A 22322-nucleotide genomic window follows, 5' to 3' on the forward strand; every position below is an offset into this window, starting at 1 on the left:
GCTGTGGGCGCGGTTCCGAAAATCGCTGGCCGCAGTCACACGGCGCAATATTTATGTTATTAAAAAACATCATATTTTACCGTTTATCGCGTTTTGCGGTTGTAAAATGCTGGTTAAGAATGTCGCGGATTAGTGCTATTCTCTGTGGCCTGGACAATTCGTGCTATGTCCGGAGATATTCTTCAGCTTAAACAGATAATTATATGATTTGTTTAATGAATTATTCTTCGAAGATGATATGAAAGACGTCGGCCGCGGCAGCGCGGCGGGTGTGAAATTGAGAGATATCTTCTTCCTCCTAAAGGGGGAAGTATTGAGAATCAGGCCTTTACGCCTGAAAGTTGCGGAGAAAAAGCATGGCGGGAGATGACCGCGAGCCTATCGGACGTAAAGGGAGACCTTCACGCCCGGCAAAACAAAAAGTCACCCGTCGCCGGGTCCGGGATGAGGACTACGACGATGATTACGATGACGATTATGAGGATGAACGACCGATGCCGAAGAAAGGAAAGGGCAAAGGCAATAAGCCTCGTCGTAAGCGCAGCTGGCTGTGGCTGCTGGTCAAGCTGGGGATTGTCTTTGCGGTAATTATCGCCGCCTATGGCGTCTACCTCGACCAGAAAATTCGCAGCCGCATTGACGGTAAAGTCTGGGAACTGCCGGCGGCAGTGTATGGCCGGATGGTCAACCTTGAGCCGGATATGCAGATCAGCAAAAACGAGATGGTGCGCCTGCTTAATGCGACCCAGTACCGTCAGGTCAGCGCAATGACGCGTCCTGGCGAATACACCGTACAGGCTAACAGCATCGAGATGATCCGTCGTCCGTTCGATTTCCCGGATAGCAAAGAGGGGCAGGTACGCGCGCGTCTGACCTTTGATGGCGATCATCTGGATACCATCGAGAATATGGATAACAACCGTCAGTTCGGTTTCTTCCGTCTCGATCCGCGCCTGATCACCATGCTGCAGTCGGCGAACGGCGAGCAGCGCCTGTTCGTTAAGCGTAGCGGTTTCCCGGATCTGCTGGTGGATACCCTGCTGGCGACCGAAGACCGCCACTTCTACGAGCATGACGGCATCAGCCTGTACTCAATGGGCCGCGCGGTGCTGGCGAACCTGACGGCGGGGCGTACGGTGCAGGGGGCGAGTACCCTGACCCAGCAACTGGTGAAGAACTTGTTCCTTTCCAGCGAGCGTTCCTACTGGCGTAAGGCCAACGAAGCCTATATGGCGCTGATTGTTGACGCCCGTTACAGCAAGGATCGTATCCTTGAGCTGTACATGAACGAAGTGTATCTCGGCCAGAGCGGCGATAACGAAATCCGCGGTTTCCCACTGGCGAGCCTTTACTACTTTGGCCGCCCGGTTGAAGAGCTGAGCCTTGACCAGCAGGCGCTGCTGGTCGGGATGGTCAAAGGCGCGTCAATCTACAACCCGTGGCGTAACCCGAAACTGGCGCTGGAGCGGCGTAACCTGGTGCTGCGTCTGCTGCAGCAGCAGAATGTTATCGACCAGGAGCTGTACGATATGCTGAGCGCGCGTCCGCTGGGCGTGCAGCCGCGCGGCGGGGTGATTTCTCCGCAGCCGGCGTTCATGCAGATGGTGCGTCAGGAGCTGCAGGCGAAACTGGGCGATAAAGTGAAAGATCTCTCCGGCGTGAAGATCTTTACCACCTTTGACCCGGTGGCTCAGGAGGCGGCGGAAAAAGCGGCCATTGAAGGGATCCCGGTACTGAAGAAACAGCGTAAGCTGCCGGATCTGGAAACCGCCATGGTGGTGGTCGATCGCTTTACCGGTGAAGTCCGGGCGATGGTCGGCGGCGCGGAGCCGCAGTTTGCCGGCTACAACCGCGCGATGCAGGCGCGTCGTTCGATTGGTTCGTTAGCGAAACCGGCCACTTATCTGACCGCGCTGAGCCAGCCGAACCAGTACCGCCTGAATACATGGATTGCCGATGCGCCGGTGACGATCCGCCTGGCTAACGGCCAGACCTGGTCGCCGCAGAACGACGATCGTCGCTTTAGCGGTCAGGTGATGCTGGTGGATGCGCTGACCCGTTCGATGAACGTGCCGACGGTTAACCTCGGGATGTCGCTGGGTCTGCCGGCGATCACCGATACCTGGCAGAAGCTGGGCGTACCGAAAGAGCAACTGAATGCGGTTCCGGCGATGATCCTCGGCGCCCTCAACCTGACGCCAATCGAAGTGGCGCAGGCATTTCAGACCATCGCCAGCGGCGGTAACCGCGCGACGCTGTCGGCGCTGCGTTCCGTGATTGCTGAAGATGGTACGGTGCTGTACCAGAGCTACCCGCAGGCGGAACGCGCCGTTCCGGCGCAGGCGGCCTATATGACCCTGTGGACCATGCAGCAGGTGGTGCAGCGCGGTACCGGCCGTCAGCTTGGCGCCAAGTATCCTGGCCTGCATCTGGCGGGTAAAACCGGGACCACCAACAACAACGTGGATACCTGGTTTGCCGGTATCGATGGCAGCCAGGTGACGATTACCTGGGTTGGCCGCGATAACAACCAGCCAACCAAGCTGTACGGGGCCAGCGGCGCGATGTCGATTTATCAGCGCTATCTGGCTAACCAGACCCCGACGCCACTGGCGCTGACGCCGCCGGAAGACGTGGTGGATATGGGCGTGGACAGCAATGGTTACTTCCAGTGCAGCGGCGGTATGCGTACCCTGCCGGTGTGGACCACCTCGCCGGATGCGCTGTGCCGTCAGGGCGAAGCCCTGCAGCAGCAACAGCAGCAACAACAGGAAGCCAATAACCCGTTCAACCAATCCGGGCAGCAGCAGCCTGCTAACCAACCGCAGCAGCAACAGCAGCAACCTGCGAAGCAGGAGAAGAGCGATGGCGTGGCCGGCTGGATTAAAGATATGTTTGGCGGCAACTAAAACCGTTTAAGCTGAACGTCTGAACAGCCCCTTAATACGAAAGTATTAAGGGGCTTTTTTATTGTGGGCATCTGCGTAACACCGTGATAACTCCCTAATAACCGTCTGGTTATTTATTAATCCCTTGGCATTTCGTTCCCGGCATAGCGCTTGCCTTAGATTCCGCGTTTCGCCTATTATGTCACCCGTCATAATAATAATTCTCGTTTACGTTATCATTCACTTTCATCAGAGATATACCAATGGCGCGTCTTAAAACTGCTCAGCCAAATCACTCGCTGCGTAAAATCGCAGTCGTAGTAGCCACGGCGGTTAGCGGCATGTCTGTCTATGCACAGGCTGCGGAACAACCGAAAGAAGAAACCCTCGTCGTTACCGCGGCGCCCGCCAGCCAGGAAAGCGCCTGGGGACCGGCTCCGACTATCGCGGCGAAGCGTTCCGCCACGGCGACCAAAACCGATACTCCCATTGAAAAAACGCCGCAGTCTATCTCCGTGGTGACCCGCGAAGAGATGGACATGAAGCAGCCGACAACGGTTAAAGAAGCGCTCTCATACACCCCGAGCGTATTCTCTACCCGCGGTAGCTCGACCACCTATGATGTAGTCACCATTCGTGGATTCACCACATCCAGCACGGTGAACACCAACCAGTATCTGGATGGCATGAAGCTGCAGGGTAACAACTACTCTGAAGTCTCCATGGATCCGTATTTCCTGGAACGCGTGGAAGTGATGCGCGGGCCAACTTCGGTGCTGTACGGCAACAGCAACCCGGGCGGTATCGTCAGCATGGTCAGCAAGCGTCCGACCACCGAGCCGCTGAAAGAAGTACAGTTTAAGATGGGCACCGATAACCTGTGGCAAACCGGTTTCGACTTCAGCGACGCCATCGATGATGACGGCGTGTGGTCTTACCGCCTGACCGGATTAGGCCGCAGCCAGGATGCGCAGCAGCAGATGGCGAAATCGACCCGTTACGCCGTCGCTCCGTCTTTCAGCTGGCGTCCGGATGATAAAACCGATTTCACCTTCCTCAGCAACTTCCAGAATGACCCGTATGCCGGCTATTACGGTTGGCTGCCGCGTGAAGGCACCGTGGTGCCGTATTACGATGCCAACGGTAAGCCCCACAAGCTGCCGACCGATTTCAACGAAGGCGAGTCCGATAACAAGATGGCGCGTCGCCAGCAGATGGTTGGCTATAGTTTCTCCCACCAGTTCGATGACACCTTTACCGTACGTCAGAACCTGCGCTATGCCGACGTGCATACGCTGTATCGTTCGGTCTACGGCAATGGTTACCAGGAGCCGGGGAAAATCAATCGTGCCTACGTGCGTTCCGATGAGCACCTGAATACCTTTACCGTTGATACGCAACTGCAGTCTGATTTTGCTACCGGCGCGGTGAACCATACGCTGCTGACCGGCGTCGACTACTCGCGGATGCGTAACGACGTTGACGCAGACTACGGCACGGCCGATGCCATTAGCATGACCAATCCGCAGTACGGCAACCCGAACGTGAACGTCAACTTCCCGTATGCGGTCCTTAACCGTATGGAGCAGACGGGGCTGTACGCGCAGGATCAGATGGAGTGGGACAAATGGGTGATGACCTTAGGTGGCCGCTACGATTACGCCACCACGTCTACCTTCACCCGTTCCTCCAGCAGCATGGCGGAAAATCACGACCAGCAGTTCAGCTGGCGCGGCGGGATCAACTATCTGTTCGATAACGGCATCTCCCCGTACTTCAGCTACAGCGAATCGTTCGAACCGGTATCGGGTTCCAATAGCACCGGCAAGCCGTTCGATCCGTCGCGCGGAAAGCAGTATGAAGCCGGCGTGAAGTATGTGCCGAAAGATATGCCGGTGGTGGTAACCGCGGCGGTCTATCAGCTGACTAAAGATAAGAACCTGACGGCAGACCCGAACGATCCGACCGGACTGTTCAGCGTACAAACCGGTGAAATCCGCTCCCGCGGCTTTGAGCTGGAGGCGAAAGCGGCGGTCAATGCCAATATCAACCTGACCGCGGCGTATAGCTACACCGATGCCGAGTACACCCACGACACCGTCTTCGAAGGCAAGCGCCCGGCGGAAGTGCCGCGTAATATGGCCTCGCTGTGGGCGGATTACACCTTCCACGAAACTGCGCTCAGCGGGTTGACCATTGGCGCGGGCGCGCGTTATATCGGTTCTACAGTCAGCTACTACAAAAATGACACCAGCACCGGTAAGAAAAATGACTCCTTCAATGTGGCCGGTTATGCGCTGATGGATGCGACGGTGAAATACGATCTGGCGCGCTTTGGTCTGCCGGGGTCTTCGGTCGGCGTCAACGTCAACAACCTGTTTGACCGCGAATATGTCTCCAGCTGCTATAGCGAGTACGCATGCTACTGGGGAGCGGAACGTCAGGTTGTTGCTACCGCAACCTTCCGCTTCTAACTACTCACGGGCGCGGTTCGCCGCGCCCAATATCAGGTTGTTGCTATGCAGGAACAGACTCCGCACTCTGAGACGACGTTTGCGTTAAATCGCGTGACCTTTCGCGTGCCTGGCCGCACGCTGCTTCATCCCCTTTCGTTGACCTTCCCGGCAGGAAAAGTCACTGGCCTGATAGGCCATAACGGTTCCGGCAAATCCACGTTATTGAAAATGCTTGGCCGCCATCAGCCGCCTTCCGATGGCGATGTGCTGCTGGACGGCCAGCCGCTGGACAGCTGGAGCAGTAAGGCGTTTGCCCGCAAAGTGGCCTATCTGCCGCAGCAGCTGCCGGCGGCGGAAGGGATGACGGTGCGCGAGCTGGTGGCGATTGGCCGCTATCCGTGGCACGGCGCGCTGGGGCGCTTCGGCGTGGCGGATCGCGAAAAAGTAGAAGAGGCGATTGCGCTGGTGGGGCTGAAACCGCTGGCGCATCGGCTGGTGGACAGTCTTTCCGGCGGCGAGCGCCAGCGCGCGTGGATCGCCATGCTGGTGGCGCAGGACAGCCGCTGTTTGCTGCTTGATGAACCGACGTCGGCGCTGGATATCGCCCACCAGGTCGATGTGCTGGCGCTGGTGCATCGTCTCAGCCAGCAGCGCGGCCTGACGGTGATCGCGGTCCTGCACGATATTAATATGGCCGCTCGCTATTGCGATTATCTGGTCGCGCTGCGCGGCGGTGAAATGATCGCCCAGGGGACGCCCGCGGAGCTGATGCGCAGCGAAACGCTGGAGCAAATCTACGGCATCCCGATGGGGATCCTGCCGCACCCGGCGGGCGCAGCGCCGGTAAGTTTTGTCTATTGATGGAAAATTCGAACTTCTTCTCACGCCGGCTCCTGTTGACGGCAATGGCGCTGTCGCCGCTGCTGTGGCAGATGCGCGGCGCGCAGGCGGCGAACGTTGACCCGCAGCGCGTCGTCGCGCTGGAGTGGCTGCCGGCCGAACTGCTGCTGGCGCTCGGCGTTACGCCCTACGGCGTGGCCGATATTCCCAACTACAACCTGTGGGTCAATGAGCCGGCGTTACCCGCCTCGGTGATTGATGTCGGCCTGCGCACTGAACCCAATCTTGAATTACTGACGCAGATGAAACCGTCGTTTATCGTCTGGTCGGCAGGCTATGGCCCGTCGCCGGAAAAGCTGGCGCGTATCGCGCCCGGTCGCGGTTTCACCTTCAGCGACGGCAAACGGCCGCTGGCGATGGCTCAGCGTTCGCTGCTGGAAATGGCCGATCTGCTGGGTAAACAGCAGCAGGCGAAGCGCCATCTGGCGGAGTTCGACGCGTTGATGGAAAGCCTGCGTCCGCGATTTGCCGACCGTGGCGATCGCCCGCTGCTGATGATTTCGCTACTTGATGCCCGACATGTGCTGGTATTCGGCGAGAACTGCCTGTTCCAGGAAGTGCTCGATCGTTTTGGCATCAAAAACGCCTGGCGCGGTGAAGCGGCATTCTGGGGCAGTATCACCGTAGGCATCGATCGGCTGGCGGAATTTAAAGAGGCCGATGTTATCTGTTTCGATCACGGCAACGAACGGGAGATGGCCCAACTGATGGCGACCCCGCTGTGGCAGGCGATGCCTTTCGTGCGCGCGGGGCGTTTCCAGCGTCTTCCAGCGGTGTGGTTCTATGGCGCGACGCTGTCGGCGATGCATTTCGCCCGCGTACTGGCCGATGCGCAGGGGAGGGCGGTATGAAGGCGCGTTTCTCGCCGTTAGCCATTATCCTGTTGGTCGTGTTGCTGGTTGCCGCTTTCGCGCTGAGCATCATCAACCTTCAGGTTGCTTTACCTTACGCGCAGTGGCGTCAGGCGCTGTGGCAGCCGGATAGCGATAATATCGCCCAGATGCTGTTCCATTACAGCTTGCTGCCGAGGCTGGCTGTATCGCTGCTGGTCGGCGCCGGACTGGGGCTCGTTGGCGTACTGTTCCAGCAGGTGCTGCGTAACCCGCTGGCGGAGCCGACCACGCTCGGCGTCGCCACCGGCGCGCAGCTTGGAATGACGGTGACGACGTTATGGGCGATCCCAGGCGTGCTGGCGTCGCAGTTTGCCGCGCTGGCAGGCGCTTGCCTGGTCGGCGCGCTGGTGTTCGGCGTCTCGTGGGGCAAACGTCTGTCGCCGGTGACGCTGATTCTGGCCGGCCTGGTGGTGAGTCTCTATTGCGGCGCGGTCAATCAGCTGATGGTGATTTTCCATCACGACCAACTGCAAAGCATGTTCCTGTGGAGTACCGGTACGCTGACGCAGACCGACTGGAGCGTGGCGCAGCGCCTGTGGCCGCAGCTGCTTGGCGGCGCGATGTTGACGCTGCTGTTGCTACGCCCGTTAACGTTGATGGGGCTGGATGATGGCGTGGCGCGGAATCTCGGGCTGGCGCTCTCTCTGGCGCGCCTTGGCGTCTTGACCCTGGCGATAGTAATAAGCGCGCTGCTGGTCAACGCGGTCGGTATTATCGGCTTTATCGGTCTGTTCGCGCCGCTGCTGGCGAAAATGCTCGGCGCCCGCCGCCTGCTATCGCGGCTGGTGCTGGCGGCGCTACTTGGCGCGTTGATCCTGTGGCTTTCCGACCAAATTATTCTCTGGCTCAGCCGGGTATGGCGGGAGGTGTCGACCGGGTCAGTCACCGCGCTGATTGGCGCGCCTTTATTACTGTGGCTGCTGCCGCGGCTGCGTAGCATCAGCGCGCCGGTGATGAATGGCGGCGATAAAGCGCTGATTGAGCGCCGCAACGTGCAGTGGTTCGCGCTGGGCGGATTGGCGCTGATGCTGTTGGCGGTAACCGCCGCGCTGACCTTTGGCCGCGATGCGCAGGAGTGGCAGTGGGCCAGCGGCGATCTGCTGGAGCAATTGATGCCCTGGCGCTGGCCGCGGGTGTTCTCGGCGCTGTTCGCCGGGGTGATGCTGGCCGTCGCGGGTTGCATTATTCAACGCCTGACCGGTAACCCGATGGCCAGCCCGGAAGTGCTGGGTATCAGTTCTGGCGCGGCGTTTGGCGTGGTATTGATGCTGTTCTTTGTGCCGGGCAACGCCTTTATCTGGCTGCTGCCAGCCGGCAGTCTTGGCGCGGCGGCGACGCTGCTGGTTATCCTTGTTGCCGCCGGGCGCGGGGGATTCTCGCCGCACCGGATGTTGCTGGCGGGGATGGCGCTAAGTACCGCCTTCACCATGCTATTGATGATGCTACAGGCCAGCGGCGATCCGCGAATGGCGCAGATCCTGACGTGGATGTCCGGTTCGACCTATAGCGCGACGCCTGAGATGGTGCTACGTAGCGGGGTGGTAATGCTGGCGCTATTGGCGCTGGTGCCGCTCTGCCGCCGCTGGCTGACCATCCTGCCGCTCGGCGGCGAGGCGGCGCGAGCGGTGGGAATGGCGTTGACGCCATCGCGTATTGGGTTGCTGCTGCTGGCGGCGAGCCTGACGGCAACGGCGACGCTAACCATTGGGCCGTTAAGTTTCGTTGGTTTAATGGCGCCGCACATTGCGAGGATGATGGGATTCCGCCGGACGATGCCGCATATGGTGATTTCCGGGCTGATTGGCGGGATGCTGCTGGTGTTCGCCGACTGGTGCGGGCGAATGATAATGTTCCCTTACCAAATCCCGGCAGGTTTGTTATCGACGTTTATCGGCGCGCCGTATTTTATCTATTTGCTGAGAAAGCAGAGCCGCTAACGATCCCGATAGCCTCAACATCCCCGGTGGCTACAGTACCGCTCGATTTGGTAGCCCGGAGAAGGCGCAATGCGCCGCCTCCGGGAAAATCCCTGCGCCACCAGGCATTCAAGTACCTTACAGCTTGGCAAACACCCGACGCGCGGCGTCGATAGTGTTGTTGATATCCTCTTCGCTATGGGCGACGGACATAAAGCCGGCTTCAAATGCCGACGGGGCGAGGTAAACCCCTTCTTCCAGCATCAGGTGGAAGAAACGCTTGAAACGTTCAACATCGCACTTCACCACGTCCTGATAGCAGGTGACGGTTTCGGCATCGGTAAAGAAGATACCGAACATGCCGCCGACATTATTCACCACCAGCGGGATCCCGGTTTCGCGCGCCGCGTTCAGCAGGCCATCCGCCAGTTGATTGGTCAGCTCGGTCAGGGTTTCATGCACGCCCGGCTGCGCCACTTCGCTTAAGCAGGCGAAGCCTGCGGCCATGGCGATAGGGTTGCCTGACAGCGTACCGGCCTGGTATACCGGACCGGTCGGTGCCAGCGCGTCCATGACCTCGCGGCGGCCGCCGAAAGCGCCCACCGGCATACCGCCGCCGATGATTTTACCCAGACAGGTCAGATCCGGCTCCACGCCGTAATAAGACTGGGCGCCGGCCAGCGCGACGCGGAAGCCGGTCATCACTTCGTCAATAATCAGCAACGCGCCAAACTCGTCGCACAGCGCGCGCAGGCCTGGCAGGAACTCCGGCTGCGGCGGAATGCAGTTCATATTGCCGGCCACCGGTTCAACGATGATACAGGCGATATCCTGCGGATACTGTTCAAACGCCGCGCGAACCGAAGCAAGATCGTTATAGGTGCAGGTCAGGGTATGCTTCGCGAAATCGGCCGGTACGCCCGGCGAGTTCGGCTGGCCGAGGGTCAGCGCACCGGAGCCGGCTTTCACCAGCAGGCAGTCGGCATGGCCGTGGTAGCATCCTTCAAACTTGATGATTTTGTCGCGGCCGGTGAAGCCGCGCGCCAGGCGAATGGCGCTCATGGTGGCTTCGGTGCCGGAGTTTACCATGCGCACCATATCCATGGTCGGTACCAGTTCAGTAACCAGTTCCGCCATTTTGACTTCCATTTCGGTTGGCGCGCCGAAGCTTAACCCGCGCTCTGCCGCTTCAATCACCGCGTTACGAATGGCCGGGTGGTTGTGACCCAGCACCATTGGGCCCCAGGAACCGACATAATCGATATAAGCTTTACCATCGACATCGTACAGGTAGGCGCCATCCGCACGTTCAATAAACAGCGGGGTGCCGCCGACGCCAGTAAAGGCGCGGACCGGCGAGTTGACGCCGCCGGGGATAAGTTCGCGGGCGGCGTTATACAGATTTTCAGATTTGCTCATGGCCAGGATCCTGGTTCGTGAATAAAGTTATCGGGCTATTCTAAGTTATTCCATGAAGGTTATGAAAGTTTTGCCCAATTGAAACATTAAGTAGACGAAACAATTTTTTGGCGACGCGCGGCGCGGAGGCGGCTAGAATGCCTCTCTTCTCATTTGTATTACCAATAAATGATAATGGCATGAAAGCAGAAACTCCCTCTTTTGAAGCACATCAGTTTGTTCGCGTGCGCCGTAGCGATGCGGTCCGCCGGTTAATTCAACGCGACAAAACGCCGCTGGCGGTATTGTTGATGGCGGCGGTAGTCGGCACGCTGGCCGGGCTGGTGGGCGTGGCGTTTGAAAAGAGCGTGAACTGGGTACAGAACCAGCGAATTGGCGCCCTGGTGCAGGTGGCGGACCACTGGTACCTCGTCTGGCCGCTGGCCTTTATCCTGTCGGCGCTGCTGGCGATGGTCGGTTATTTTCTGGTGCGCCGCTTTGCGCCGGAAGCCGGCGGTTCCGGGATCCCGGAAATCGAAGGCGCGCTGGAAGAGCTGCGCCCGGTACGCTGGTGGCGCGTGCTGCCGGTAAAATTCATCGGCGGCATGGGAACCCTGGGCGCCGGGATGGTGCTGGGGCGCGAAGGGCCGATGGTGCAGCTTGGCGGTAATATTGGGCGCATGGTGGTGGATGTGTTTCGTCTGCGCAGCCCGGAAGCGCGGCACACGCTGTTGGCTACCGGTGCGGCATCGGGCCTCTCCGCGGCCTTCAACGCGCCGCTGGCGGGGATCCTGTTTATCATCGAAGAGATGCGCCCGCAGTTCCGCTACAATCTGATTTCGATTAAAGCCGTGTTTACCGGCGTGATCATGTCGAGCATTGTATTTCGCATTTTTAACGGCGAAGGGGCGATTATCGAAGTCGGCAAGTTAAGCAATGCGCCGGTGAATACCCTGTGGCTGTATCTGGTGCTGGGCATGATTTTCGGCTGTTTCGGGCCATTGTTTAATACCCTGGTGCTGCGGACGCAGGATATGTTCCAGCGCCTCCATGGCGGCAATATCAAAAAATGGGTGTTGATTGGCGGGCTTATCGGCGGGCTGTGCGGCCTGCTGGGTCTGATGCAGCCGACCGCGGTGGGCGGCGGTTTTAACCTTATCCCGATCGCCGCTGCCGGCAACTTCTCGGTTGGGCTGCTGCTGTTCATTTTTATTGCGCGTGTCATCACCACGTTGCTGTGCTTCTCTTCCGGCGCGCCGGGGGGGATTTTCGCTCCGATGCTGGCGCTCGGCACGCTGCTGGGGACGGCATTCGGCATGGCTGCCATCCCGCTGTTTCCGTCCTATCATCTGGATGCCGGTACCTTCGCTATCGCCGGGATGGGGGCGTTGCTGGCGGCTTCGGTACGCGCCCCGCTTACCGGGATTGTGCTGGTGCTGGAGATGACCGATAACTATCAGCTCATTTTGCCAATGATTATTACTTGCCTTGGGGCAACACTATTGGCGCAGTTCCTCGGCGGTAAACCTTTGTATTCGACCATTCTGCAGCGTACCCTGGCGAAACAGAAGGCCGAAGAGGCGGCGAAAGCGCAGCAGGTACCCCGGGAGAATACTTGAACGATTTACCAGGGTATTAGATAATGGCTCAAAAGGTCCGGTTATTCTTTAATCGGCCGGAAGTATCAATGGGAGCAAAAAATGAGTGATGACGTAGCGTTGCCGCTGGAGTTCACCGAAGCCGCAGCGAACAAAGTAAAACATCTGATTGCGGATGAAGACAATCCGAACCTGAAACTGCGCGTGTACATCACCGGCGGCGGTTGCAGCGGTTTCCAGTATGGCTTCACCTTTGACGATCAGGTCAACGAAGGCGATATGACTATCGAGAAACAGGGTGTCGGCCTGGTGGTTGACCCAATGAGCCTGCAGTATCTGGTTGGCGGCGCCGTCGACTATACCGAAGGTCTGGAAGGTTCGCGTTTCATCGTGACCAACCCGAATGCGAAAAGCACCTGCGGCTGCGGCTCCTCGTTCAGCGTTTAAAGGTAGTCACACTAGCTCTTTGCCACAGAGAGCAACGAATACGAAAAACGGTAACCATGAGGTTACCGTTTTGCTTTTATTACCGTCCGTTATCATCCAACGCAAAGGTCGGCAGCTTGAGGTGCCAGCGAATCGCCGCCAGGCGTATTACCAGCGTCACCACCATGCCTAACATCGCCGAGTTTTCCAGCGACAGCTGAAAGGTGTAGTGCGCCGTCGCGTGCACGATACCGCCGACAATGCAGGCGGTGGCATAGATTTCGGTGCGCAGAATCATCGGAATTTCTCGCGCCAGCACGTCGCGGATAATCCCGCCGCCGACGCCGGTGACCACGCCCATGCAAATAGCTACCAGCGGGCCGGTATGGGCAATAAAGGCTTTATTCACGCCGATGCCGACAAACACCGCCAGGCCGACGGCATCTAATACCGGCAGTACCCATTTCGGCATGCGCCGTGGCTGGCGTACCAGCAGAATCGTTAACATACTGGTGACCATCGCCACGACCAGATCGGTAGGGTCCTTAACCCAGAACACCGGGCCATTGGCCAGCGCCATATCGCGGATCGTCCCGCCGCCCACGGCGGTAACCACGCCTAATACCAGCACGCCGAAAGGGTCCATGCGTAATTTTCCCGCCAGCAATACGCCGGAGATAGCAAATACGGCTGTGCCAATAATATCCAGCCAATAGACAAGCATCGTCAGTTCCCGCTATAAGCCTGCTGCCAGGCGGTTATTTTACCTGCTCAAGCGCAGTACAGAGTTGTTTTGCGGCAAGGATAATACGTGGGCCCGCGCGTTCAAACCAGTCGCTATGTAAGGCGATGAGCGAAATTGTGAGCTGATTTTGCCAATAGCGATCCACGGCGGGGATTTTACTGGCGTCGCCGGTGATGACGATAGCCTGCGGATGCCGTGACAGCACCTGTTCGCGGCTAACCTGCGGCCAGGGAACGCGGCTGGCGGCAAAAATATTTTCTCCGCCGCACAGGCTCAATACTTGATTCTGGATCGAGGCGCTATTGCTGGTGAACAGCGGGTTGGCGCCGAACTGTAAAAATACGCGCTTTTTCGGCACGGTGGCATAGCGGGCTTTTAGCGCCTGGTAATCGTCTTGCATCGCCTGCGCGGCCTGACGGGCTTTTTCCGGCTGCGGGCTCCACGGCGCCAGCATCCGCAGAGCGCTAATGATTTGCTCAATCGAACCCGTTTCGACCCAGATAACCTTGATTCCCAGCGAACTGAGCTGATTGACCTGGCGTTCGGCATTGCCGCCGCGCCACGCCAGCACCAGATCGGGCTTCAGAGCGACAATACGTTCAAGGTTCATTCCCTGCCAGCTGGCGACTTGTTCGATTTTAGCCGCGGCGGGAGGGTAGTCGGAATAACTGCTGACGCCGACCGGCGTAATGCCGGCAGCAAAGGCCAATTCGGTGTTGGCCGGGGAGAGCGTCACCACCCGCGGCGCGGCGAAAAGCCACGCCGGGGCGAGTAACAGCAGGGCGGTTAACGCCTTCTGTAGCGACTTAGCCACGCGCCAGGTTCTGCACCAGATTTTCCACCATCAGGGTGGACTGCTTGGCGGCAACGGCGAGGAACTCGTCGAAGCTGAGATGCGACTGCTGGTCAGCGACGTCAGAGATTGCTCGTACCACCACAAATGGAATACTGAAGTTATGGCAGACGTGGGCGATGGCGGTCGCTTCCATCTCTACGGCAACGGCCTGCGGGAAGTTGTGGCGGATTTTCGCCAGCCCTACCGAGCCGTTGATGAATGCGTCACCGCTGACGATCAGCCCGCGAACGGCGTTGAGATTCAGCGCTTTGATGCAGGTTTCCGCGGCGGCAATCAGTTTGTCATCAGCTTTGAAACCCGCCGGACAGCCCGGCAGTTGGCCGTATTCATAGCCAAACGCGGTGACGTCGGCATCGTGATAACGCGCTTCGTCAGAGACCACGATGTCGCCGACTTTCAGCGTCGGCGCCAGACCGCCCGCGGAACCGGTATTGATAATCACATCCGGTTTGCAGCGCTCCAGCAACAGGGTCGCACCCATGGCGGCTGCCACTTTACCAATGCCGGATTTCAGCAGAGCAACCTCGGTACCGTGAAGTTGGCCGGTGTAGATTTCGCTACCGCCGATAGAGATAGTCTGGCGGTTCTCGATTTTGTCGCGCAGAAGAGTAACTTCCTCTTCCATGGCGCCAATAATGCCAATTTTCATAGATTTACTCGCGATATGTCAGGATTAGCTGCATAGTCTATCATGCGCTTAAGGGGAAGCGTATTGCTCGCGCGGGAGAGGCTATGGCAAATATTGATTTTCGCAACAAGATTCACTGGCGTCGGCGCTACCGTTCGCCGCAGGGGGTAGAGACGGAACGCGAGATCCTGCGGGTGTTTGAAAGCGATCGCGGGCGCATTATCAATTCTCCGGCTATCCGGCGGCTGCAGCAAAAAACCCAGGTCTTTCCACTTGAGCGCAACGCGGCGGTCCGCACACGTCTCACCCATTCGCTCGAAGTCCAGCAGGTCGGGCGCTACATCGCCAAAGAGGTGCTAAGCCGCCTGAAGGAGCAAAAGCTGCTGGAACGCTACGGTCTGGATGAACTGAGCGGCCCGTTTGAAAGCGTGGTGGAGATGGCCTGCCTGATGCACGATATCGGCAATCCACCATTTGGCCATTTTGGCGAAGCGGCAATTAACGATTGGTTCAGCAAACGGCTAGCGCCGAAAGATGCCGCCAGCCAGCCGTTAAGCCAGGATCGCTGCCAGGTTGACGCGCTGCGTCTGCATGATGGCGAAGGGCTGCTCAACGAACTACGGCGTAAAGTGCGTCAGGATTTGTGCTGCTTTGAAGGTAATGCTCAGGGTATCCGTCTGGTGCACACGCTGATGCGTATGAACCTGACCTGGACCCAGGTCGGCTGCATTCTGAAATATACGCGGCCGGCGTGGTGGCGGGGAGAGACGCCAGCCAGTCATAGCTATTTAATGAAAAAGCCTGGTTATTATTTAGCCGAAGAAGAGTATATCGCGCGGCTGCGTAAAGAATTGGATCTGGCGCCTTACAATCGTTTCCCATTAACGTGGATTATGGAAGCTGCCGATGATATCTCATATTGTGTTGCTGACCTCGAAGATGCGGTGGAAAAAAGGATATTCAGCGCGGAGCAATTGTATCAGCATCTGTATGACGCATGGGGCGTTCATGAAAAAGGATCGCTGTTCGCACAAGTCGTAGAAAACGCGTGGGAGAAATCGCGTGCTAATTCACTCAGCCGCAGCACTGAAGATCAGTTCTTTATGTATTTACGGGTCAATACGCTGAATAAACTGGTGCCTTATGCGGCGCATCGATTTATCGAAAACTTACCGGCAATTTTTAGCGGCGACTTTAATCATGCGCTGTTAGAGGACGATAGCGATTGTAGTCAGCTACTTGAACTTTATAAAAACGTCGCCATAAAACAGGTGTTTAGCCATCCTGATGTTGAACAGCTGGAATTACAGGGCTACCGCGTTATCAGCGGGCTGTTGGATATCTACGAGCCGCTGCTGAAATTATCGCTGGAGGAGTTCAGCCAATTGGTGGAACAAGAGCGGGTACGCAGTTTGCCTATTGCTTCGAGATTGTTCCAGAAACTCTCAACCCGACATCGGTTGGCTTATGTGGAGGCGGTAAATAAGCTTTCGCGCGATACCGAAGAATATCCCGTGCTGGAGTATTATTACCGTTGTCGATTGATTCAGGACTATATCAGCGGAATGACGGATTTGTATGCGTGGGATGAATATCGTCGTCTGATGGCGGTGGAATAAGTCTGAGTTTTGTAAAGACGGACAATAAATTTTTACTTTTACCGAAACTTAACTCTGGAACTTCGCGCTATAAAATGACTCTGAGAGTGCGTACACAGCAACTTTTTCGTTATCCGAAATTTGAAATTGAGATTGAAACCTATGAAAAAAACCACGTTAGCAATGAGTGCTCTGGCTCTGAGTTTAGGTCTGGCGTTGTCCCCGCTCTCTGCGAGCGCGGCTGAAACGGCTTCCTCGGCGACCACTGCGCAGCAGATGCCGAGCCTGGCGCCGATGCTGGAAAAAGTGATGCCGTCTGTGGTGAGCATCAACGTTGAAGGCAGCACGACTGTTAACACGCCGCGGATGCCGCGTAACTTCCAGCAGTTCTTCGGTGACAACTCGCCGTTCTGCCAGGACGGTTCGCCATTCCAGAGCTCCCCATTCTGTCAGGGCGGCGGCCAGGGCGCGCCTGGCGATAACGCGCAGCAGCAGAAATTTATGGCGCTCGGTTCCGGGGTCATCATTGATGCGGCCAAAGGCTACGTGGTGACCAACAACCATGTGGTCGATAATGCCACCACGATTAAAGTTCAGTTGAGCGATGGCCGTAAATTCGACGCGAAAGTCGTTGGTAAAGATCCGCGCTCCGACATCGCGCTGATTCAAATTCAGGATCCGAAGAACCTGACGGCGATTAAGCTTGCCGACTCTGACGCGCTGCGCGTCGGCGATTACACCGTGGCTATCGGTAACCCGTTTGGCCTCGGCGAAACCGTGACCTCCGGTATCGTCTCCGCATTGGGCCGTAGCGGCCTGAACGTGGAAAACTATGAAAACTTCATCCAGACCGATGCGGCTATTAACCGCGGTAACTCCGGCGGCGCGCTGGTGAATCTCAACGGTGAGCTGATCGGTATCAACACCGCGATCCTTGCACCGGACGGCGGCAACATCGGTATCGGCTTTGCTATCCCGAGCAACATGGTGAAAAACCTGACCGAGCAGATGGTCAAGTTTGGCCAGGTGAAACGCGGCGAACTGGGGATCATGGGTACCGAGCTGAACTCCGAGCTGGCGAAGGCGATGAAAGTCGATGCCCAGCGCGGCGCGTTCGTAAGCCAGGTGATGCCGGGCTCTGCGGCGGCGAAAGCGGGTATTAAAGCCGGCGACGTGATTACTACCCTGAACGGCAAGCCGATCAGCAGCTTCGCGGCGCTGCGTGCGCAGGTCGGTACGATGCCTATCGGCAGCAAAGTCGAGCTGGGCCTGCTGCGCGACGGCAAGCCGGTCAACGTTACCGTTGAACTGCAGCAGAGCAACCAGAACCAGGTTGACTCCAGCAGCATCTTTAACGGTATTGAAGGCGCGGAAATGAGCAACAAGGGCCAGGATAAAGGCGTGGTGGTGAGCAACGTGAAAGCGGGCACCCCGGCGGCGCAGATTGGTCTGAAGAAAGGCGACATCATTGTCGGCGCTAACCAGCAGCCGGTGAAAAACATCGCCGACCTGCGCAAAATCTTCGACGCGAAACCGTCTGTTCTGGCGCTCAATATTCAGCGTGGTGATACCTCTATCTACCTGCTGATGCAGTAACTGATACTAGCGTGAATGCCCCTTTCCCGGTATGGGAAGGGGGCTTTTTTATTCTACCCGCCGGTTCTGTGATTCCCGCCACAACTCCATACTTCTTTGTCATGCTTTGTGCATATGCACAGTGCGTCCTCTTCGTCACTCTTTTATGCTGATGCCCTGCTCAGGGGAGGGTTACATGGCTGGCTGGCATCTTGATACCAAAATGGCGCAGGATATCGTGGCGCGAACGATGCGCATCATTGATACCAATATTAACGTAATGGATGCCCGCGGGCGCATTATCGGCAGCGGCGATCGCGAGCGTATTGGTGAATTGCACGAAGGCGCGCTGCTGGTGCTATCGCAGGGACGGGTGGTTGATATTGATGATGCGGTCGCTCGCCATCTGCACGGCGTACGTCAGGGGATTAATTTGCCGCTGCGTCTTGAAGGGGAGATCGTCGGCGTAATTGGATTAACCGGCGAGCCCGAATCGCTGCGCAAGTATGGTGAGCTGGTGTGTATGACCGCGGAGATGATGCTCGAACAGTCGCGGCTGATGCATCTGCTGGCGCAGGACAGCCGCCTGCGTGAAGAACTGGTCATGAACCTGATTCAGGCGGAAGAAAATACCCCGGCGCTCAACGAATGGGCGCAGAGACTGGGCATCGACCTCAATCAGCCGCGGGTGGTGGCGATGATTGAAGTTGATAGCGGCCAGCTTGGCGTCGATAGCGCGATGGCGGAATTGCAGCAGCTGCAGACGGCGCTGACCACGCCGGATCGCAACAACCTGGTGGCGATTGTCTCGTTGACCGAGATGGTGGTATTGAAACCCGCGTTAAATGCCTTTGGCCGCTGGGACGCCGATGACCACTGCAGGCGCGTTGAGCAACTAATTGCCCGTATGAAAGAGAACGGCCAGCTGCAGTTCCGCGTTGCGTTAGGTAATTTCTTTACCGGACCCGGCAGTATCGCACGTTCTTATCGGACCGCGCGTACGACGATGATGGTAGGTAAGCAGCGAATGCCGGAAAGCCGCAGCTATTTTTATCAGGATCTGATGCTGCCGGTTCTGCTGGATAGCCTGCGCGGCGGCTGGCAGGCCAATGAGCTGGCGCGCCCGCTGACGCGGCTGAAGGCGATGGATAACAACGGCCTGCTGCGCCGCACCTTGCAGGCATGGTTTCGTCATAACGTGCAGCCGCTGGCCACGTCAAAGGCGCTGTTTATTCATCGTAATACCCTGGAGTATCGGCTCAATCGGATTTCGGAATTGACCGGGTTGGATCTCGGGAGTTTTGACGACCGTCTGCTGTTGTACATTGCATTGCAGCTGGATGAGCAACGCTAAAAACACTCCCGCCTGAGGCGGGAGTGGAAATGACGGACTACAGGCGCTGTAGCCCGCGAGCGGTCACTTGCCAGGTGACGGTATTGGACTGTTGCCAGCTATTGCCATTGAGCGGGTTAATAATAACGGAACGATTTCCCGCTTCGGCATGGAAGACTTCAATGGTATAGCCTTCCTCCAGCATAGCGGTATCAACATAGTCGCCCAGCTGCGACGATCCTTTGATCGACTGACGATACACCACCGAACCGCGCGTATTGTAGACATTGACCGTGGCGTATGTGGTCGTAAAGTGCTTGTTCGGCACCACTGGACTCGCGGTAAAGGTCAGCAGACTGTTACCAATATCCAGCTCCATCGCGGCAAAGCACACGTCATCATCGCCAAGCAGCTGCCAGCTGAAGCAATCGCCATACAGCGCGGTGGCCTCCTGAGTTTCCTCTTCTGTACCAGCGGCTTCCTCATCCGGCACATCATGTGCGAGCGCAAAGGCTTCGAGACCCGTTTTCACCACGCGCCAGCGGTTATGTTGCTTAAGGGGGACGGCGTTTTGGGTTGTGCCATTCGTGGCGCTGGAGCGGAATGCTTCATCATGGAAAATATCGATGATCATCCCTTCCGCGAGAGCGATAGTTTCACTGTTTGCCAGATTGTTAGTTGCGCCGGCATAGCTGCGTTGATAAACGACCGTATCGTTCTCGTCGCTGACCGTAATGCTGGCATAAGTATGGGCGACGTAATACGAGTGCGGCGTACCGGCCCGCGTGGCGACCGTCATCGCGCGCTGTTTATTATCAATAACGATCTGGCAAAACTCGTTATTGCCCTGACCGCGGAGATTGAGCGTCACGCTTTTGCCCGTCAGCTCGCCAGGATCGTCATTAGCCAGGGGCAGGACATCGGCATAGGCTTTCAGCAAGCGGCTGCGTTGGGGTTCTTCAATATGAGGGAGCATCAGCCAGAGGTCGTTTTTACAGACGCACTCTTCCTGCGCTAGCAGCGAGGGCTGGCTCCGGATCGCCTGGGCGTTGTGCTCGAAAATAGCCTGTAAATCATCCGCCGGATTATTATTGAGGATAAAGTTATACAGACCATTATCATCAATGCGTATCAGCTGGTATTTCTCGCGTGCGACCAGCGTTAAATATCCGAGAGAAGCTTTCAGCCGTCCAGGTTCCACGTGAGTAATGTACAGGTGATAGTGAGGACTGAATGGGATAACGACTTTTCCGGTGGCGCAATTGGTACCGGTCATGTTGCGTTCGAATACTTTTTCCCCACTGGCGGAAAGTACGTTTACCGCAGCATACAATGCCCCAGGGTAGTAGCTGTGCGGCGTAGAGCTGGTGACATTAAGAATAAGCTGCTGATTTTCGTAATCGATATCAAGGCGGGCGAAAGGCGCGTCACTAAGCCCTAAAAAGGTTATTCTCACGTTACGTTCGCTGGTATCGTTTTGTGGAATGTAGTTAACGGTAACCGCGTTGGCGCCTTCTTTTACGGTGAGATAGCTGATGTCCGGGCGATATTTTTGTGAACGACCTTTTGGAAGCTCAATCTGATACACGCCAATTGGCATCTCTTTCAGGGTCAGGGCGTCCCCATCAATAACCAGTGAATAATGGTTACCGCAATTATCCTTGATAGTCAGCGTCTGACCGTAAATTTGCTCCGGATGATCGATATTCAGCGTCAGGGTTAGCGTCCCCGTTTTACCTAATATTGCCAGCTCGCTGTTATCCACCAGCCAGAAGAAGGAATCCAGCCCTAACTGCTGGCGCGCGCTATCCCACTCGCTTTGCGGCAGAAAACGATACAGTGGATAGAGCGGTTTTGTCGCCAGTGAAACGATATTTTCCCGGGTGGCGTGCTTCAGCGTTAAACCGCAGAGATCGATAAACGGCGTCACATCATATCCCGCAGAGGTAGCAATGGCGGTTGCCAGCATATCGGCAAGCTGATGATCGGTCGGCTGGAAGCCATCGCTGTTGGCGAGTTGGCGATAATTCTGGTTAAAGACGCGGAAAGCGTTGGCGCCTGCTTTGAATAACATCAGCATCAGGAATTGCAGGCGAGGACGCAAACCCCAACTGGTGACTGGCGTCTTATCGGTAATATAGTTTATCAGCTGTGCTTCCTGCACGGCCAGCTGCCCATAGTTGTATAACCAGCCATCGGTATAGAGATGATTATCCTGACTCAGCGTGAGCTGTTGATAAAAGGAGGCGTAAATATTGTTCCACACTTCGCTGACGGACAGCGTGGGATCTTGCATAAATTTACCCTGATAGCCGTGGCCAATTTCATGCAGGATAACCCACTGTGTGGCGACGTTATCCAGCCAGCCTTCGCCCACCGTTGCGGCGGTTTGCGCGCACCAGCTGCTATTATAATAGGCCGCGCCGACGCCATGTTTATCCGCCCGCAGAAAATAGCGGTTAGCAACATCCTGATTCCATTGTGAATCTGGATTATTGCTTAGCCCGGCCCACTCGTTATAGCAGGTGAAAAGGTGATTATAGAAACGGTGTAATGTCGCTAATCCCGCTTTCAGCGCATTATCGCGGTCGGCATAGGGTAGCAGCAGGTTGATAACATCCAAATCAATCAGCGCGAACGATGATTTATTATTCTGCCAGCCAAGGAAAAACGCCTCTTCAGATTGCCCTGATTTCCAGCTGGGGAGCGGTTTCGTCGTCGCGGGTTGCTGGTAAACCACGGAGAACTCGCAGGGGCTGTCGGTATATAATGTATCGATAAAAGGGACGGAATCGACGGTGGTGCTGATCGTTTTCCAATTGGTGGTCAGGGCGCAGGTTTTCTCCAGCGCGGTATCGTCGCAGAGCAGGCGCAGGGTCGAGATGCCGTTGCTGAGATCGGTTTGTCGAATTTGCAGTACGGTATTGGCGGGTAGAATAAACCCCAGCGCCTGACGATCGTGCTGCCGCCCTTTTTCAAAACCGGCTTTATCCAGCCAGGGGGCCGATGGCAGGGTATAACATTTTTGTTCAATTTCCTGTGTCATAGAGCTATCTCCTTTTAAGCGGAAACTGAACATAAACGAAATGAAATTTTAAGTAATTCATATGGA

At 56.8% G+C, this 22322-nt stretch carries 15 protein-coding genes; 10 read left to right on the forward strand and 5 right to left on the reverse strand.

Annotated elements, in window-relative coordinates; genetic code table 11:
- Window positions 1-356 precede the first annotated feature (356 nt).
- The 5 genes from mrcB to fhuB all read left to right on the forward strand — a co-directional run bounded on the left by mrcB (window position 357) and on the right by fhuB (window position 9074).
- Window positions 357-2909 (forward strand): bifunctional glycosyl transferase/transpeptidase, encoded by a 2553-nt coding sequence (gene mrcB, locus PGR10_RS19255; protein ID WP_087860854.1) that lies wholly within the window; start codon window positions 357-359, stop codon window positions 2907-2909.
- Between the two features lie 242 nt (window positions 2910-3151).
- A complete protein-coding gene (gene fhuA, locus PGR10_RS19260) occupies window positions 3152-5362 on the forward strand; it encodes a ferrichrome porin FhuA (protein ID WP_430923957.1) in 2211 nt (736 codons plus the stop codon).
- 45 nt (window positions 5363-5407) lie between these two features.
- On the forward strand, window positions 5408-6205 hold the full coding sequence (gene fhuC / locus PGR10_RS19265; RefSeq protein WP_213317272.1) for a Fe3+-hydroxamate ABC transporter ATP-binding protein FhuC: 798 nt from the start codon (window positions 5408-5410) through the stop codon (window positions 6203-6205).
- Window positions 6205-7095 (forward strand): Fe(3+)-hydroxamate ABC transporter substrate-binding protein FhuD, encoded by an 891-nt coding sequence (gene fhuD / locus PGR10_RS19270; protein ID WP_430923958.1) that lies wholly within the window; start codon window positions 6205-6207, stop codon window positions 7093-7095. Before fhuC ends, fhuD begins: the two co-directional genes overlap by 1 nt.
- Window positions 7092-9074 carry a Fe(3+)-hydroxamate ABC transporter permease FhuB gene (gene fhuB / locus PGR10_RS19275; RefSeq protein WP_087860851.1) on the forward strand — a complete coding sequence of 661 codons (1983 nt, stop codon included), beginning with the start codon at window positions 7092-7094 and terminating at the stop codon, window positions 9072-9074. The genes fhuD and fhuB overlap by 4 nt, the downstream gene beginning before the upstream one ends.
- Before the next feature lie 117 nt (window positions 9075-9191).
- Here fhuB and hemL read toward each other — a convergent pair whose 3' ends face one another.
- Window positions 9192-10472, reverse strand: a complete 1281-nt coding sequence (hemL, locus tag PGR10_RS19280; RefSeq protein ID WP_045376565.1) for a glutamate-1-semialdehyde 2,1-aminomutase — start codon at window positions 10470-10472, stop codon at window positions 9192-9194.
- 179 nt (window positions 10473-10651) lie between these two features.
- On the opposite strand from hemL, the gene clcA reads away from it, so the two are divergent.
- The gene (clcA, locus tag PGR10_RS19285; protein ID WP_075052432.1) at window positions 10652-12070 is read left to right on the forward strand and encodes a H(+)/Cl(-) exchange transporter ClcA; all 1419 of its coding nucleotides are present in this window, start codon (window positions 10652-10654) and stop codon (window positions 12068-12070) included.
- Between the two features lie 81 nt (window positions 12071-12151).
- Window positions 12152-12496, forward strand: coding sequence for an iron-sulfur cluster insertion protein ErpA (erpA, locus tag PGR10_RS19290; protein ID WP_008807363.1), 345 nt, complete (start codon window positions 12152-12154; stop codon window positions 12494-12496).
- A gap of 79 nt (window positions 12497-12575) precedes the next feature.
- Here the strand turns inward: erpA and PGR10_RS19295 are convergent, their stop codons facing one another.
- From PGR10_RS19295 to mtnN, 3 genes are read right to left on the reverse strand one after another with little or no spacing between them, the layout of a single operon-like run.
- On the reverse strand, window positions 12576-13199 hold the full coding sequence (locus PGR10_RS19295; protein ID WP_087860849.1) for a TRIC cation channel family protein: 624 nt from the start codon (window positions 13197-13199) through the stop codon (window positions 12576-12578).
- Between the two features lie 34 nt (window positions 13200-13233).
- Complete coding sequence (gene btuF / locus PGR10_RS19300) at window positions 13234-14034, reverse strand: vitamin B12 ABC transporter substrate-binding protein BtuF (protein WP_087860848.1); 801 nt, start codon at window positions 14032-14034, stop codon at window positions 13234-13236.
- Complete coding sequence (gene mtnN / locus PGR10_RS19305) at window positions 14027-14725, reverse strand: 5'-methylthioadenosine/S-adenosylhomocysteine nucleosidase (protein WP_015704439.1); 699 nt, start codon at window positions 14723-14725, stop codon at window positions 14027-14029. The genes btuF and mtnN overlap by 8 nt, the downstream gene beginning before the upstream one ends.
- An 83-nt stretch (window positions 14726-14808) precedes the next feature.
- On the opposite strand from mtnN, the gene dgt reads away from it, so the two are divergent.
- The 3 genes from dgt (at window position 14809) to PGR10_RS19320 (ending at window position 19231) form a co-directional block, all read left to right on the forward strand.
- Window positions 14809-16323 (forward strand): dGTPase, encoded by a 1515-nt coding sequence (gene dgt / locus PGR10_RS19310; protein ID WP_113374437.1) that lies wholly within the window; start codon window positions 14809-14811, stop codon window positions 16321-16323.
- A gap of 141 nt (window positions 16324-16464) precedes the next feature.
- Entirely contained in the window at window positions 16465-17898 is a 1434-nt protein-coding gene (degP, locus tag PGR10_RS19315; protein ID WP_087860846.1) for a serine endoprotease DegP, read from the forward strand.
- Between the two features lie 175 nt (window positions 17899-18073).
- A complete protein-coding gene (locus tag PGR10_RS19320) occupies window positions 18074-19231 on the forward strand; it encodes a CdaR family transcriptional regulator (protein WP_087860845.1) in 1158 nt (385 codons plus the stop codon).
- 37 nt (window positions 19232-19268) lie between these two features.
- Here PGR10_RS19320 and PGR10_RS19325 read toward each other — a convergent pair whose 3' ends face one another.
- The gene (locus PGR10_RS19325; RefSeq protein ID WP_430923959.1) at window positions 19269-22256 is read right to left on the reverse strand and encodes a putative mucin/carbohydrate-binding domain-containing protein; all 2988 of its coding nucleotides are present in this window, start codon (window positions 22254-22256) and stop codon (window positions 19269-19271) included.
- Between the last annotated feature and the right edge of the window lie 66 nt (window positions 22257-22322).

It is taken from the genome of Klebsiella sp. 141198 (assembly GCF_050600785.1).
In the GTDB taxonomy this organism is placed as follows: domain Bacteria; phylum Pseudomonadota; class Gammaproteobacteria; order Enterobacterales; family Enterobacteriaceae; genus Klebsiella; species Klebsiella aerogenes.

Coding starts and splice junctions, on each gene's coding strand:
- fhuA (WP_430923957.1), top strand. CDS start 3,152: ATGGCGCGTCTTAAAACTGCTCAGCCAAATCACTCGCTGCGTAAAATC.
- mrcB (WP_087860854.1), top strand. CDS start 357: ATGGCGGGAGATGACCGCGAGCCTATCGGACGTAAAGGGAGACCTTCA.
- mtnN (WP_015704439.1), bottom strand. CDS start 14,725: ATGAAAATTGGCATTATTGGCGCCATGGAAGAGGAAGTTACTCTTCTG.
- fhuB (WP_087860851.1), top strand. CDS start 7,092: ATGAAGGCGCGTTTCTCGCCGTTAGCCATTATCCTGTTGGTCGTGTTG.
- PGR10_RS19325 (WP_430923959.1), bottom strand. CDS start 22,256: ATGACACAGGAAATTGAACAAAAATGTTATACCCTGCCATCGGCCCCC.
- hemL (WP_045376565.1), bottom strand. CDS start 10,472: ATGAGCAAATCTGAAAATCTGTATAACGCCGCCCGCGAACTTATCCCC.
- PGR10_RS19295 (WP_087860849.1), bottom strand. CDS start 13,199: ATGCTTGTCTATTGGCTGGATATTATTGGCACAGCCGTATTTGCTATC.
- erpA (WP_008807363.1), top strand. CDS start 12,152: ATGAGTGATGACGTAGCGTTGCCGCTGGAGTTCACCGAAGCCGCAGCG.
- degP (WP_087860846.1), top strand. CDS start 16,465: ATGAAAAAAACCACGTTAGCAATGAGTGCTCTGGCTCTGAGTTTAGGT.
- fhuD (WP_430923958.1), top strand. CDS start 6,205: ATGGAAAATTCGAACTTCTTCTCACGCCGGCTCCTGTTGACGGCAATG.
- clcA (WP_075052432.1), top strand. CDS start 10,652: ATGAAAGCAGAAACTCCCTCTTTTGAAGCACATCAGTTTGTTCGCGTG.
- PGR10_RS19320 (WP_087860845.1), top strand. CDS start 18,074: ATGGCTGGCTGGCATCTTGATACCAAAATGGCGCAGGATATCGTGGCG.
- dgt (WP_113374437.1), top strand. CDS start 14,809: ATGGCAAATATTGATTTTCGCAACAAGATTCACTGGCGTCGGCGCTAC.
- fhuC (WP_213317272.1), top strand. CDS start 5,408: ATGCAGGAACAGACTCCGCACTCTGAGACGACGTTTGCGTTAAATCGC.